Genomic DNA, 14,632 nt, shown 5'->3' on the forward strand with positions numbered 1-14,632 from the left:
AAGAAGAGAGGGGTCATGCCATTGTTATCTTACGATAGGAGTTCACATCTCGTTCCTGCCCATTTATCGCTGCCTTTCCGTCTTAACTCGGTGATATATCTTCACCATCTCAATACTGGATATGTGGCAGAAGGCGTTAGTTACAGTCAGCTGATCTTATGCTGTAAGGGAAAGAGTCAGGTTCGGTTGCAAGATCAAGCATGTATCTTGCAGGCGGATCAGGTCATGATTATTATGCCCTACACAAAAGTTGAAGCTGCCGTATTGGAGAATCAAACGGAGCTTGCTGTCATTCGATTTGACTGCCATCTGTCGATGCTGCTGCAATTTCGTTTGTCGCTGAATAAGTCCCTCTCCGCATATTCCACGCAACGGATCCAAGCTTTAGTCCATACACTGCACAAATACGAGCATGAGCATGAACGTGCACTGCTAGCGTCGGAGACGATTTATGCCCTATTGGCGGAGCTGAAGCTGCAAACGACAAGCGCGGCTGCCCAACCGGCAGCGCCGAAGTTGACGATTCAGAAAATCATCAACTACATTTACGTTCATCACTCCACAAAGCTTACGTTAGACGGGATATCCCGGAGATTCGGCTACACGGCTCAGCATTTAAACAAGCTTTTCAAGAATGAATTAGGCGATTCGATTTATCAGTACATCTTGAAAGTTCAATTGGACCAGGCCGCACATTTACTTGAAAATGAAGAAATGACCATTGAGCAAGTAGCGGAGAAAGTCGGCATGGAGCCACGATCGTTCTACCGGCTGTTTCAGAAGTTGTATCGCGTTTCACCAGGGGAGTTTCGGAGGACGGCAAGAAAGTGAGTGTTAGGCGAGTACTTATTTTCAAAGTCATTCCTAATATTCGAAATTTACTTTTCACTACTCCTACTTTATGATCAAAATCATCTCAGTTAGGAATGGAGAAGGTAAAGTGGCACATTCTATAGGTAATGAAGTAAAGTCTTCCAAGCAGCTGCTGGAGACATTTAATAGTCAGCCTTACCATGCGGAAAAGCTTGTATTCGCAAACGTTGGCAATAGGGATGTCTATAATATTGCGGCTCCTTTTATAGACGAAAGCGAGATGGTTCTTGCGGGTCGTGTGGAGGCTCGTGATTCAGAGCGTTCAGAGGTTATGTTTTTCGTTAATCGCGGTGGCACATGGATACCAAGGGAAGGATGTGTTTCCTTTGCGTTACAGGATCCTTTTTTCACATTCATCTCCGGGGAGTTAGTTTTCGGTGGTGTTGAGGTCGCCTTTGATACGGAGAATCCGAAGAAGGTCTTAACATGGCGTACCTTGTTCTATAGAGGGGCAGATATACAATCGTTAACTTATTTTGCCTGCGGTCCAGATCATATGAAAGACATCCGTCTTGTTGAGCTTGCAAGCGGCAGAATTGGTGTATTTACGCGTCCGCTGGGTGTAGGTGATGCTAGGGGCTTAATTGGATATACCGAGATTGAAGGGCTGGAGCAGCTGAATGAATCCGTCATCGATGCAGCCACGTTATTTACTGATCAGTTTCGGAAGGACGAATGGGGAGGCGTCAATGAAGCGCATGTACTTAAGAACGGGCTTGTCGGTGTTCTTGGTCATATCGCTTACATGGAGGAAGGCGACATTCGCCATTATCATGCGATGACGTTTGCTATCGATCCGACAACGTTAGAACGAAGTCCAATGAAGATAATCGCTACACGCAATCAATTTCCTGATGGGCCTGCCAAGCGGAATGATCTAATGGATGTGATTTTCAGTGGTGGACTTCATCGCTTGAGGGATGGTAAGGCGATGCTGTATGCTGGGGTCAGTGATACCGAAGCTCACAAAATGCTGATGGATGACCCCTTTGAGGAATATGAAAATAGGTAAGAACATGGCTCCTCCTTGTAATAGGAGGGGTTTTTTACTGATTTTTGACATGGATTCCTCTTTTTCAAAGATGCTTCAGGGGGGTGAATGAGTTATGATGGACGCAGGGGTGACAGCATCATGGGGTTTTTAAAGCGTATTCAACATTATCGCGTTTATCGAAGGTTAATCTTATCTTACTTGTTCTTAATTATGGTGACGATTACGTTATTGTGCACCATTTTGTATTCGATGTTTTCGGCAAGAGCCGTTAAAGAAATCGATCTCTCTTCTCGTGAAATGCTAGCGCAAGTCAGTTATACAGCGAATGTCGTGTTCGAACAAGTTCAGAACATTACTAATCAGCTTGTAAGCGATAATCAGATTAATACGTTTATGTATGCGAATGTGGATGATAAAATTGCCGATTACAACGCTAATCTTCTCTTAACGAAGATGCAGAGCGTATATCCTTTCTTAGCCAATATCAGCATTTATAATTTTATTAATAAGGCGTATATAGATGTGATTTCTCTGCCACCAGACCCGCAAATGGGGGAAAGAACACAAACCGGTTATCTTGGTTTTTACCCTCGTAAGGTCGTGGATGGAAACGGATCTTCACTTCAATTATTAACATTCAAAATGATTCCTGAGCCTGTTTTTTCGGGGCCAAATAAGTCCGCAATCGTGCTTGATTTAAAAGAGACGTATATTCAAAATACGATGAGCAGCATTAGCCGTTCGTCCCGTGATACGAGTACCTTTGTGATCGATTCAAAAGGTACTGTGATTTCTCATTCGGATTCAGAACAATTTATGAAGAACTTCTCGGAAAGCCAGTATGTTCAACGGATTTTAGCGGATGAGGGAAGTCAGGGAAGCTTTGTTCAATCCCTTGAACAGGAAAAATTTCTCATTACTTATGTGAAATCAGCAACCCTTGATTGGGTGTTTGTTAGTGTTCGTCCTTATGATCAATTGCTTTCAAACATTTATGAGCTTCGGAATTGGATGCTTCTCATCGCATTATTTCTTTTCATTATGGGCGCATGCATCTCATTAATTGTAACGGGTAACTTGTATAATCCGATTAAAGCACTCGTAGACAAAGTAACTGAGAGTGAGAATTCAGATCAGAAATCTCTTCTCCGTTTGGACGAGTACAAGTTGTTATCGGAGGCATTCTCCCATTCAATGCAGGTGACCAAGACGATGGAGATGACGCTCTCTCGTTCCTCTGACTTGCTGAAGAATGGATATATCGCCAACATGCTGAAAGGACGTCCGCAGTCGTCTGGCTATACAGAGGACATTGAACAGCAGTTGCTTTCTCGCATGCAAGGTCCCTATTATGCCGTTATTCAATTTCAAATTGATCAATACCATCAGTTTAAGAACACATTCAGTATCCTTGATAGGGAGCTTATTCGCTTTGCCATAAGTAATATTGCACAGGAACTGCTCGGCAGGATATATCGGAATGATGAGGTTATTATTGAAGAAAATGAAATCACTTTGATTATTCAATGGGAGCAAAAAGAACCAGATGAACAGTTGTATTTTATTCTAAATGAGATTCAGGCAGCTGTTAAAGGTTATTACAAGACATCCATATCGGTAAGTATCGGCGATGTCGTTGCGGTTATTGGAGATATTGAGAGTTCTTATCGATCAGCTCAAAGGTATATGGGCATGAAGTTGTTTTGGGGGCATGGCAGTTTCCTAAATGCGACGAAATTATTGGTTCCTGATGAACATACACGTTATCCAGCAGCGATAGAGCGCAAAATCATCGATGCGATTAAGCTCTGTCAGCCCAAATCGATTCAAAAAGAATTGGCGGAGTGGATTACCCTATTAGCCCGCTGTGGTTCGCCTTCACTAACGTTACAATATGTGAGCTTCTTACATCTGGCGATCACGCGAGAATTTGAGAGCATTCTGGAATGGTGGGACGCAGACCCCGAGGAGCTATATTTGGCTATGAATGAGCTTCCGCATGCGGAAACACTGGATGAAATTCAAACCATGATGAAGCAATTCTGCTTTCGAATTGTGGATATGATTGAAGAGAATAAAACAAACTTGGCAGCTCTCAAGAACTCAAAGGTCATTGAAGAGGTTAAGCTCTATTTACAACAGCATTACCATAACCCAAGTCTCTCCCTGGAGAGCGTTTCCGATCAAGTGGGACTTACTTCAGGTTACATTGGTAAAATGTTTAAAAGTATGGTGGGTACATCTTTCAACGATTATGTCACTCATATTCGCATGGAGCAAGCAAAAGCACGCTTGGCAGGAACGAACGATACCGTTGCTCAGATTGGCGAACAAGTCGGGATTTTCAATGTGTCGTATTTTTCAACACTATTTAAGAAGAAATACGGGATAACTCCTACACGCTTTCGAGAGCAAAACGAACAACAAACGTAAAATTAGGACGATTGGTGCCTTTAACGGCAGGCAATCGTCTTTTTTTGATAGCATCCCTTATTTTTAACAGGCCATAAAACGAATTATTGAAAGCAAACCGAATACTCGAAATTTACAGTACCTCAGTAATCTCCTATGATTAGGGCAACCCGAAAGCGAGAGGTGCTACGATGCAGACAAGATCATTGTTAACCAAAGACAACGTTCCAAAAATAAAGAAAAAAGCGGGAATATGGCAAGAGCTTTTCAAAAACCGTTTTTCATATTTGCTAATTGTCCCTGCGCTCGTCTATGTCTTTATTTTCTCCTATGCCACCTATCCTTATCTGTTGATCGCCTTTCAACATTTTAATTACCAGAAGGGAGTATTCGGCAGTGAGTGGATCGGTTTCCAAAATTTCGAGTTTTTCTTTAAGACAAACGATGCGCTGCTCATCACCCTAAATACGGTGAAGTTAAATGTGATGTTTCTGATCGCAGGCACGACTACCGCTGTATTCATCGCCATTTTATTTAACGAAATTAGAAGCCGGCTGTTTCAACGATTTGCCCAGACCACAATGATATTCCCTAATTTTCTTTCATGGATCATTGTGAGTTACATGATGTATGGCCTCTTTTCCACTGATTTTGGGATGATCAATCAGATGCTGACTTTCTTCGGAATGGCAACTGTAAATTGGTACACCAAAGCGGAGGCATGGCCTTGGATTCTCGTCATGATGAAAATCTGGAAAGAAGCGGGAATGGGCTCGATTATTTACTTGGCAGCGATAACGGGCATCGATCATTCGCTCTATGAATCAGCAGAAATAGATGGAGCGACAAGGTGGGACAAAATTTGGCGTATTACAATGCCCCTTTTGGCACCGACAATTGCTATTCTGACGTTACTAAACTTAGGCAAAATCTTCTATGGGGATTTCGGCATGATCTACGCCATCATTGGTGATAATGGTGTGTTATACCCTACAACGGATGTCATTGATACGTATGTGTTCAGATCGCTTCGTCAAATCGGAGATCCCTCCAATGCAGCGGCTGTAGGTTTATTCCAATCAACGGTAGGTTTACTGCTTGTTTTCATCGCCAATTGGTTTACACGCAGATATTTCAAGGAAGGGGCGCTTTATTAAGATGCAGACACTGAGACGATTCGACACAGCGGGTATGATGATCTATATCATACTTACTATTTATGCTCTCCTTTGTATTCTGCCTATGTATCTAACCGTGATGGTCTCCATTTCAGATGAAAGCAGTATTATACGGCATGGGTATCAGCTCATTCCAGAGCAATTTTCATTAGAAGCTTATCGCACGTTATTCAATAATAAGACGGTTTTGCTCAAAAGTTATCTGGTGACGATAACAGTCACAGTAGTCGGCAGTCTGGTAGCTGTGATGATTACGGCCATGGCAGCCTATACACTCGCCAATCCGAATGTAAAATACCGTGGGGGTCTTAATTTATACTTTTTTATTACGCTGCTATTTAATGGTGGTCTAGTTCCATGGTATATCATGTGCAAAAAGTTAGGTCTGGTCGACAATTTGTTCGCCCTTATTGTACCCATGCTGCTTTTCAATGCCTTCAACATGTTTTTGGTACGCAATTTTATGGAGGCACTGCCCCATGCACTTAGGGAATCAGCCTATATGGATGGCGCCAATGATGTGCGAATCGCCTTTCAAATCTACCTGCCCTTATGTGTTCCTGTGTTAGCTACTATTCTTCTTTTCTATGCGTTGGCCTATTGGAATGACTGGTTCAATGCCATCATGTTAGTCGATGATAAAGGCTTATATCCTCTGCAGTACGTTTTATTCAAAATACGATCCAATATAGAAATGCTCAGCATGATTCCTGCAGGTGCAAGCAGCCAATATACCGCTCCAGCGGAATCAACCAAGATGGCGACCGTCATAATAACACTGGGGCCGATCGTGTTCTTATATCCTTTTCTTCAGCGATATTTTGTGAAAGGTCTTGTTGTAGGTTCTGTTAAGGGTTGATATTTTCCTCCATAGAGGTTTATATAAGATTACATTAAAAGGAGAGGTCAAATTGAAGAAATTATCTATGATATCATTATCCGGTCTATTGGCAGTATCCGTTCTTGCAGGCTGCAGTTCAACGAATGATAAACCTGAAGCGTCTGCAACATCTACGACAGATGCGAAGGGCGTTAAAGAAACGGCGAAAGCAAACGAAGTCGTCACATTGAAATATGTTTTACCTGGGAATGAACCGAAGGATTGGCCGGCAGTAAAAGAAGCGATTGATAAGAAGCTGCAAGCAGACGGTGTGAACGTGAAAATCGTCAAAGAATATATTGATTGGGGAGCTTGGGAGCAAAAACTGAACCTTAAGCTTTCCACGGGTGAAGAGTTTGATTTGTTCCACGTCATGAACGATATGATTTCCTTAGCCAATTATATTGGTCGCGGAGCGGTGAAAGATATTGGGCCAGAGATTGCCAAATACGGACCTGAATTAAAGAAAGCGATCCCTGATTCGGTATGGAGCGGCGTGCAAAAGGACGGGAAGACTTTCGGGATCCCATCATACTGGTATGAACCTGCTGTAGACGGTTCCTTCACGGCGAATCGTATTATGCTGAATGAAGCAGGCGTTAAAGACGTTCCTAAGACACAAGAAGAAATGCTGGCTGCTATGGAAAAAGTCATGGCAACAGATAAAAGTGCCACGAAGCCGTATCTGCCAATTCGTGGAGGTTTGCGCGATGCATCGGATGTCCTGCACCGTGCCTATGATTCGTATCCTTTTGCTGTAAAAGATAAGATTGCTTTCATTGATAAAGACGGCAAAGTCAAAAGTTGGGCTGAAACCGAGGAATTCAAGAAGGATGCTGCATTCTTCCGTACCGCTTACCAGAAAAAACTGACGAATCCTGATATTCTGGTCGTGAAGCAAGAGCAAATCGACAAGCAAATTAAAAGTGCTGTGTATCCGTTCCTGTTCGGTACACCGAATGACGTTAACGAAATGAAAAAGACATATCCGAATATGAAAGACGAAGATTTTACCTTGCAACGATTAAATCCGGATAAACCGCATTACCGAATGTTTAACGCAAAAAATGTGAACGCTGTAGCTGTGAACAGCAAGCATCCAGAAGCAGCTGTAAAACTATTGAATTGGTTGTATAGCTCACAGGAGAATTATGACTTGTTCATGTACGGAATCGAAGGCAAGACGTATAAGAAAGTCGGCGATCGTGGCATTGAATACTTGAAAGATACAGATGGCAAGACAGATTTGTACAAGCAAGATGACTGGATGATCGGCAACTTGAAGTACATTCGTATTGATCCCAATACGTTAAGTGCTAACAAAGCTTTATTCGTCGCAGATCCGAATGCAAAAACATTCTTTGCTGCTGACTTCTTCTTCGATCCAACCTCAGTTAAAGCGGAGATGTCTAATATTCAGGCAGTTTACACATCCGATGTTATGCCAATCTACGATGGTGTGCTGGATTATGACGCGAAGAGCAAGGCAGCCATTGATAAGCTAAAAGCAGCGGGTATCGATAAAGTGATTGCTGAATATCAAAAACAGTTAGACGCATACAAAGCATCCCAAAAATAATGAACAATGATGGGCTACTCCAGAAGCTTAATTGGAGTAGCCTCATCTCTACGTGAGGAGAATAGTTACGATGTATGGACAAGACAAGTTGGACTGGCAACTAGGCCCATTTATGAAAGCAGATGAGGTGAATCCCATTTTGCTTCCGGAAGCTGAGGCAGCCTTTATCTGTCCGGTTCGTGAGAATGAGATAAACTGGGAAGAGAAGGATTTGTTCAATCCAGCTGCAGTGGTAAGAGATGGCGAAGTGCATCTTTTGTATCGAGCGGAAGACAAAGTAGGGAAGTACGAGGGTACTTCTCGGATTGGACATGCTGTGAGCAGAGACGGACTGCAGTTTAAGAAGGAACCGCAACCCGTATTGTTCCCTGAAAAAGATGCCTATAACGCGCTCGAATGGGAAGGCGGATGTGAAGATCCGCGTATCGTTGAGGATGCAAATGGCACGTATTATATGATGTATACGGCTTATGATGGCATCAAAGCTAGACTTTGTGTGGCAACTTCCATTAATTTAACATCATGGACGAAACATGGATTGGCCTTTGGCCAAGCGTTGGACGGCAAATATGCGGACATTTGGAGTAAATCAGGGGCCATTGTCACCAAACGTGTAGGAGAGAAGTTCATTGCGGAGCGAATTGACGGTGTGTTTTGGATGTATTGGGGGGAATCCAATATCTACGCGGCGACTTCCCTGGACTTAATTCACTGGACGCCAGTTGAAGCGGAGGATCCGCGCGGGTACCATTCGGAGCCGTTTTTGCTTCCGCTTTTATCTGTAAGAAAGCACCATTTTGATAGTGATCTTATTGAGCCTGGTCCACAGGCGATCATTACGGAACGTGGAATTTTGCTGATCTATAACAGTAAAAATCATGGTCAACATGGTGATCCCAACTATACGACAGGGGCATATTGTGCTGCACAAGTACTTTTCGACCTGAAAGATCCTAGCATTGTGATAGCGCGGTCGACTCAACCTTTCTTAATACCTGACAAAGAATACGAAATTATTGGGCAAATCAATCATGTTTGCTTTGTTGAAGGACTCGTCTATCACAATGGCGCGTGGCTTCTCTATTATGGAACAGCCGATTCCAAAATCGCTGTGGCACGTTGTGAGGGTTAGTATGAGCACAAACATGAAAACCAATATCAAGATGCAGGCCGTCTCAAGACAGGGGAACAGTGCTTGGAACGAGGATTCCCTCCTTGTTAACGACAATCTTCACCTTTATGGTGTCATCGATGGAGCTACTTCGTTGGAACCTTACCGAGGTGTAGGCGGTGAGACAGGGGGGTATCTGGCTGCCCAGTCGATAGCCAAATCGATACGCGAGATGTCCCAGGATAACGTGGAGCACCAACATTCTCCACAAGATCTGCTGCTGCAAGCCAATCAGCAGTTACGAACAGAGATGCTGGCTGCAGGTGTGGATGTAACGCGTAAAGAACAACTATGGGGCGCTTGTGCTGTCATTGTTCGCGTACATAAGACCTTCGTTGAATACGCACATTCAGGTGATTGTATGCTGATCGCGGTGTATGAAGATGATACCATTCGGATCATTACCCGTGATCAATTGGAAGTTGTGGACCGCCCGACTCGTCAGCTATGGGCACAAGGAGTTGCCTCAGGACTCACGTCCCGCGACGATTTATGGGAACTAGTTAAGCCGCAGATCCATGCAGGAAGGGCATTAATGAATACACCGAATGGGTATTCCGTCTTGAATGGTGAACCAGAATTGGCCGATTACATGGAATTTGGACGTATTAGCCGAACACAATTAAAATCATTGTTACTTTTCTCTGATGGCCTTGTTGCTCCTCAAAGAGAGCTTTCCTTGGAGGAGGAGTTCAAACAAATCGTTTCAAGAGTTACATCCATGGGACTAGACAATTATATCGAGTGGCTCATTCAAGTGGAGGAAGCAGATCCGGATTGTCTGCAATTCCCGAGAGTAAAGAAATCTGATGATAAAACAGCGATTTATTTAGAGTTTTAAGAGAATGGCGGAGGCTGACTCAAAAGTCGATCTAGACTTTTTGGAGACAGCCTATTTTTGCCGAATGATTAGTCCGACTCTGTTCGGACTATTGGTGGCAGAAGCAGTAATTCCTCGAGGGCTCCGACCTCATAACTAGGCTTAAGTTCATGCGGTGCTGGCCGCTGGTCATGGTTAATCCACACATTCCTCATACCTACCCCAATGGCCCCACGAATATCCGTTTCAATATTATCACCTACCATGATCGTTTCTTCCGCCGTCCGATTAAGCAGTTGCAACGCATGCTTGAATATGGTGGGATCAGGCTTTCCTCGACCGAAGGAGCCTGAGATCACAATATGATCAAAGTAGGCCGCTAAGTCCGGAATACTGTCGATCTTCTCTTGCTGCAGATCGGGTGCGCCATTCGTTATCAACAGCAGTTCGTATTTATTCTGCAACGCATTCAAAACCTCGAAGGTAGACGCGTAGACATAGGGGCGTTCTCTGCGTTCCTGAGCAAATCGCGCAGCAAGTGTTTCACCTAATTGTTCGTTATCGATGCCGAGTTGGAGCAGTCCTTGCGTCCAAGAACGTTTTTGGTAGTCAGGTGTGAGCTGAGCTAGTGCTTGGAAGCTAGGATGTCTGCTTGCATCGAATCGCCCCCAAAGTGCCTCAAGATGGGTGACCTCTATCATTTTGGCAAAATCATAACAAGCCATAGCAGTGAATAGCTCTAAGGAATTTTCGCGAACAGCACGTTCAAGTGCTTGTGCATCCACCATGGCGGCATCCGTCGCTAGGCTGCAAGTCGCCTGAAAGGCTTCGTCTATACTCCTCTCATCCCACAATAACGTATTATCCAAGTCAAAAATGATGGCTTTTAACGGCTTCATGTTCCACAGCCTCCATGTTGTTTTATACCTAATTTGCTTCATTACGAAGGAGAAGTCAATAAATTATAGTTGGCTATCATTTAAGCAAGTATCTTATTCAGTATTGCCTCAGCAACAGATGACGCCGACTCCAGTCCAGCCCAATATAGCCCCATCTCAGCCTCCATCTCCTCAAGATTACTCCAATCCGCAAATACCTCATGCTGAAAGTAGCTGTTCACAATCGCATCGTTCACAATATGAAGAGATTGAAGTATATCCGCATCCCAAAGCTTCTCGTTGATGGACTTCAGGACAGATAGGAACTGAGAGGTCCTACCGATTAAGTCCTGTACGTCAGGGTTGAACGCAGTTTGAAGAAATTGGCCGGCTAGCTCCAACTCGTTGCAGGCGGCTGGCACCATAAAAGCATTAGCCAATAGCAGGGTAGCTTTCACATTGCCAAAGGGGAGTGGAGCAACTTGTGGTTCAAAGCCAAGATTTTCGTTTCTCCAGCCAGCAAGCTCGATGGATGTAGTCAGCACCATGCCTGCTTTCTCATGAATGAAAGCCTCTGATGTTGCATGATATTGCGATGTTAATGTAGCAATCCGCAAACGATAAAGCAGATCATGAATAAAGGTTAACGTAGCCATAAGGGGTTCTTTTTGCGATGTACCTTTGAAATTGAAACCGTTCTGCAAGGCCAATACGGGCCAGCGATTTGAAGAGGAATGGAGAGACAAACCGTATTGATCGACGATACCATCGCCATCTGTGTCTACTGTAAGCTTCTGCGCAGCATGGATGAAATCTTCTTGGGTCCAATGTGGACCTGGATGAGCGACGTTGTATGTATCAAATAAATTCGGATTATACGCCAGATAAACGGTTGAGAAAGTAACCGGCGCAGCAATCATAGTATCGTCTCGGCGAAAGGCAGTTACCAAACGGGGATACATGGCAGGCAAATAATCTTTTAACGGCTCTCGCAAATCATAAAAGGTTTCCGCTTCCCCCTCTGTCTCCATAATCTGCCGATCGCTCACCAAGATGATGTCGGGCTGCAGTCCCATTTCACTGCTTTTCCGTATGGATGCCCAAAAATCATGAGCAGGTAAGCTTAGTAATTTGACATCTACGTTCGGGTGACTTTGTTGAAATCTATCAATGATTATCGGCATAGCGATATCAGCAAAATGGGAAGGGGAGATGGCAACGATCCGCAGCGTTTTTCGTTGTGTCGCGGGAATAACGAGATCGGGAGAGACAATTGTGCCTTGTCCTGCCTTTTTGACAATGAAGTTGTCTTTTAATAATTGTTCTAAGGACTTACGGACGGACGTTCTACTCATATCGTAGTGTTTGCACAGTTCATGTTCAGACATCAGATATTGACCCGGTCTTAGATACCCGGAAAGAATCTGTTCGCGTAGTATGTTGGCTAGCTGGGAGTACCGAAATTGGCTATCTCTCTTCATTGTGTATCATTCTTCCATTCTTTTTTGGTATTTGCAGTCGTATTTTATTCATTTTTCAATTACAATACAAGTATGATACATGTTATTGAATGGAATGTGAAGTGGAGGGATGAAAATGAAGAGTTCATTACGAAAGAACGCGCATGGCGAACCCTATTTGGTGTACGATGTGGAAGATATGAATGAGGTTCTTTCTTCAGAGGAATTTTGGAGCAAGCTGCCTGTTCTCCCATTGCAATCACCCCCTACAAACATATGGAAGGTTCCTTTATTTCGCTCGTTTTTTTGGGGATTAACGGAAATGGAAGAAAAACATGTGACGTTCCAAGTAGCGAATGATACGGTGAAAAGGGATATGGATACGCCAGTTGTCTCGAATGCGCTAGGAAAACCCGTACAGGAACGACTGGTTATGGATGATACCATGCCATTTCGACCGTTCATGACGGGGCATGACAAGGAAACCCTCACCTACAGCTCTCATTATTATCCGAGACGCATGCATGACTATGTTTTGCAGGATTATTTGCCTGCTTTCGTCTTAACGGAAGATCAACGGTTCTGGCATCGTGCAGAAGAACTTCTTGCCTTTCTTCGATTTACACGCTGGAAAGATGACGGAACGAACGATTTTGTTGAACAGTTCTATCCTGAGGCGTCATCCCCGCGTCCCGACTGGGCTGGAGGTTGGGATTATGTATTCGATTGGGCATGGTTGGATGGATACGGCTATCAGTGGAGCCTTCACGAGCCCGATCATCACGTATGCTCAGCGATAGCTTCTCTTCACATCAACATGTATGAGCGAACCGGAACCCAGCATTATTTGGAGGACGCGAGAACGTTTGTTATGAAGCAGATGCCCCGGTACGGATTCCATAAAGGTGTTTGGAATGGCCGCGTTTATTATTGGACCGAGTATAATCCGACAGGGGAATCTGTGGGCAATCCAGTCGTTGATGCGACGGATAATGTCGTCGCGTTAGTTGCGATGGCCGTTGCAAAAATCGGATACTACGAATCGGATCCCTTAACGAAGGGACGACTGTTGGAATACGCTCGGGGGTTAGTATGGTATTTAATCCGAGAGTGGGAGACTGACGGCAGATGGTTCTATGATGGAGCCGAGAATCCGATGAACGAACGGAAATACAAATCTCATGATATTGTCTGTATCGTATGTGCCATGATTGCGTTGGTGTATCTCTACAAAGCTGGTGCGGATATCGCTCCTTTCGTGCGAAGTCTGTCTGATATGGAGGCCAAATACGCCGCTATGTCCGGGGTTTTTCAGCGCAAAGCGTATTTGAAAATGGCAAAAGTTTACGATGGTGAGCCAGCACCGGGAAATCCGCTGATGTTCAGCACTTTTTTCCATGTAAGTGGCCCATCGTTACATAAGGTTCAATTTAAGGATAACCTTGCAGCTGGTATTTCTGTGCCAGACACCGTAGCTATTCGAGTAAGCCGATTGCTGCCGCCAGATGTCCATACGTCCGACTGGAGGTCTAATCCAGATGCAGACCGAACGCTTCTAATTACGAGTAAACAGCTGAAGGAAGGCATTGAATTACCATTTGAGTTGCAGACGGGGGAAACCTATCGCATTTGTTATTGGGCTCATTGCGAGCAGAATTTTAACCGGAGTGAGGCAGAGAATCCCGATAGCGAATTGGCATGCTGGTTGGATGTCAAAGGCGAATTCTATTGTGTGCGATCAACAACAGGAAGCTATGGCGATCGACTCCACAGTTATACGCTGCCCTTATCTTTACAATCGCCGATGACTAGCGCAAACTTTCTTTCTTTTGGAGCAAGACTGCTGTTTCCATTTTCAGAAGAAGTAGAAGCGCAAGTGCTGGATAGTCCATGGCCTGAGCCGGAAGCCTATGTGCAGCAAGAAATGAACCCTATCGAATCTCAAGTTTATGTGTACGAGGTTCAAAGCTTGTTCCCTTGGCACACAGGTGGACTGTCGTTTGAGCCGGAACAGCATATTGGCAAAGGTAGGGTTTGTAAAGCTTTTGAGTTGGGACAGCATGTTGAAATGGAATTCCAGTGGCCTAATGACACGTGTAAGGTGGAACTGTTTGTGGATTATACCATGGGACGGGATCGGGGAATCGTACATGCCTATGTAGACGGTGCTTCCTTTGGTGATCCGATTAACCAATTTTGTGATACAGACGACTCCATCCCGGTCAAGCGAATTTCCTTAGGTCAAACGTTGCTCGCTAAAGGCAAACATACACTTTCCTTCCAGGTAGTTGATAAAGACCCTGCTTCATCTGGCTATTACATCGGACTGTACCATGCGATTCGTATAGAGCGTGCGGCTGAATCAATGATTGAATAGTTTAGTTACC

At 44.2% G+C, this 14,632-nt stretch carries 11 protein-coding genes; 9 read left to right on the forward strand and 2 right to left on the reverse strand.

The annotated features are described in order from the left end of the window. Nucleotides 1-15: 15 nt before the first annotated feature. The 8 genes from J2736_RS01525 (at nt 16) to J2736_RS01560 (ending at nt 9,928) form a co-directional block, all read left to right on the forward strand. Entirely contained in the window at nt 16-831 is an 816-nt protein-coding gene (locus J2736_RS01525; protein WP_310222847.1) for a helix-turn-helix transcriptional regulator, read from the forward strand. A gap of 109 nt (nt 832-940) precedes the next feature. Beyond that, complete coding sequence (locus J2736_RS01530) at nt 941-1,885, forward strand: DUF1861 family protein (protein ID WP_310222849.1); 945 nt, start codon at nt 941-943, stop codon at nt 1,883-1,885. A gap of 120 nt (nt 1,886-2,005) precedes the next feature. Beyond that, nucleotides 2,006-4,300 (forward strand): helix-turn-helix domain-containing protein, encoded by a 2,295-nt coding sequence (locus J2736_RS01535; RefSeq protein WP_310222851.1) that lies wholly within the window; start codon nt 2,006-2,008, stop codon nt 4,298-4,300. Nucleotides 4,301-4,470: 170 nt separating this feature from the next. Continuing rightward, the gene (locus J2736_RS01540) at nt 4,471-5,436 is read left to right on the forward strand and encodes an ABC transporter permease (RefSeq protein ID WP_310222853.1); all 966 of its coding nucleotides are present in this window, start codon (nt 4,471-4,473) and stop codon (nt 5,434-5,436) included. A 1-nt stretch (nt 5,437) separates the two neighbouring features. Next, complete coding sequence (locus J2736_RS01545; RefSeq protein ID WP_310222854.1) at nt 5,438-6,316, forward strand: carbohydrate ABC transporter permease; 879 nt, start codon at nt 5,438-5,440, stop codon at nt 6,314-6,316. Nucleotides 6,317-6,368: 52 nt separating this feature from the next. Continuing rightward, a complete protein-coding gene (locus tag J2736_RS01550; protein WP_310222855.1) occupies nt 6,369-7,916 on the forward strand; it encodes an extracellular solute-binding protein in 1,548 nt (515 codons plus the stop codon). 70 nt (nt 7,917-7,986) lie between these two features. After that, nucleotides 7,987-9,048: a glycoside hydrolase family 130 protein gene (locus J2736_RS01555; RefSeq protein WP_310222856.1), complete on the forward strand. Its 1,062-nt coding sequence runs from the start codon at nt 7,987-7,989 to the stop codon at nt 9,046-9,048. Between the two features lie 13 nt (nt 9,049-9,061). Continuing rightward, a complete protein-coding gene (locus J2736_RS01560; RefSeq protein ID WP_310222858.1) occupies nt 9,062-9,928 on the forward strand; it encodes a protein phosphatase 2C domain-containing protein in 867 nt (288 codons plus the stop codon). A gap of 68 nt (nt 9,929-9,996) precedes the next feature. Here J2736_RS01560 and J2736_RS01565 read toward each other — a convergent pair whose 3' ends face one another. Together J2736_RS01565 and J2736_RS01570 are read right to left on the reverse strand one after the other, a co-directional pair. After that, nucleotides 9,997-10,806, reverse strand: a complete 810-nt coding sequence (locus J2736_RS01565) for an HAD family hydrolase (protein WP_310222860.1) — start codon at nt 10,804-10,806, stop codon at nt 9,997-9,999. Nucleotides 10,807-10,886: 80 nt separating this feature from the next. Next, nucleotides 10,887-12,266, reverse strand: a complete 1,380-nt coding sequence (locus J2736_RS01570; RefSeq protein WP_310222862.1) for an extracellular solute-binding protein — start codon at nt 12,264-12,266, stop codon at nt 10,887-10,889. A 115-nt stretch (nt 12,267-12,381) separates the two neighbouring features. Between J2736_RS01570 and J2736_RS01575 the strand changes: the two genes are divergently transcribed. Beyond that, nucleotides 12,382-14,622, forward strand: coding sequence for a hypothetical protein (locus tag J2736_RS01575; protein ID WP_310222864.1), 2,241 nt, complete (start codon nt 12,382-12,384; stop codon nt 14,620-14,622). Nucleotides 14,623-14,632 lie beyond the last annotated feature (10 nt).

The organism is Paenibacillus qinlingensis, from assembly GCF_031455095.1.
GTDB lineage: Bacteria > Bacillota > Bacilli > Paenibacillales > NBRC-103111 > Paenibacillus_E > Paenibacillus_E qinlingensis_A.

Bases quoted from the DNA above. Each gene is read 5' to 3' on its own strand.
- J2736_RS01565 (WP_310222860.1), bottom strand. From the start codon at position 10,806: ATGAAGCCGTTAAAAGCCATCATTTTTGACTTGGATAATACGTTATTG.
- J2736_RS01555 (WP_310222856.1), top strand. From the start codon at position 7,987: ATGTATGGACAAGACAAGTTGGACTGGCAACTAGGCCCATTTATGAAA.
- J2736_RS01545 (WP_310222854.1), top strand. From the start codon at position 5,438: ATGCAGACACTGAGACGATTCGACACAGCGGGTATGATGATCTATATC.
- J2736_RS01560 (WP_310222858.1), top strand. From the start codon at position 9,062: ATGAAAACCAATATCAAGATGCAGGCCGTCTCAAGACAGGGGAACAGT.
- J2736_RS01575 (WP_310222864.1), top strand. From the start codon at position 12,382: ATGAAGAGTTCATTACGAAAGAACGCGCATGGCGAACCCTATTTGGTG.
- J2736_RS01525 (WP_310222847.1), top strand. From the start codon at position 16: ATGCCATTGTTATCTTACGATAGGAGTTCACATCTCGTTCCTGCCCAT.
- J2736_RS01540 (WP_310222853.1), top strand. From the start codon at position 4,471: ATGCAGACAAGATCATTGTTAACCAAAGACAACGTTCCAAAAATAAAG.
- J2736_RS01535 (WP_310222851.1), top strand. From the start codon at position 2,006: ATGGGGTTTTTAAAGCGTATTCAACATTATCGCGTTTATCGAAGGTTA.
- J2736_RS01570 (WP_310222862.1), bottom strand. From the start codon at position 12,266: ATGAAGAGAGATAGCCAATTTCGGTACTCCCAGCTAGCCAACATACTA.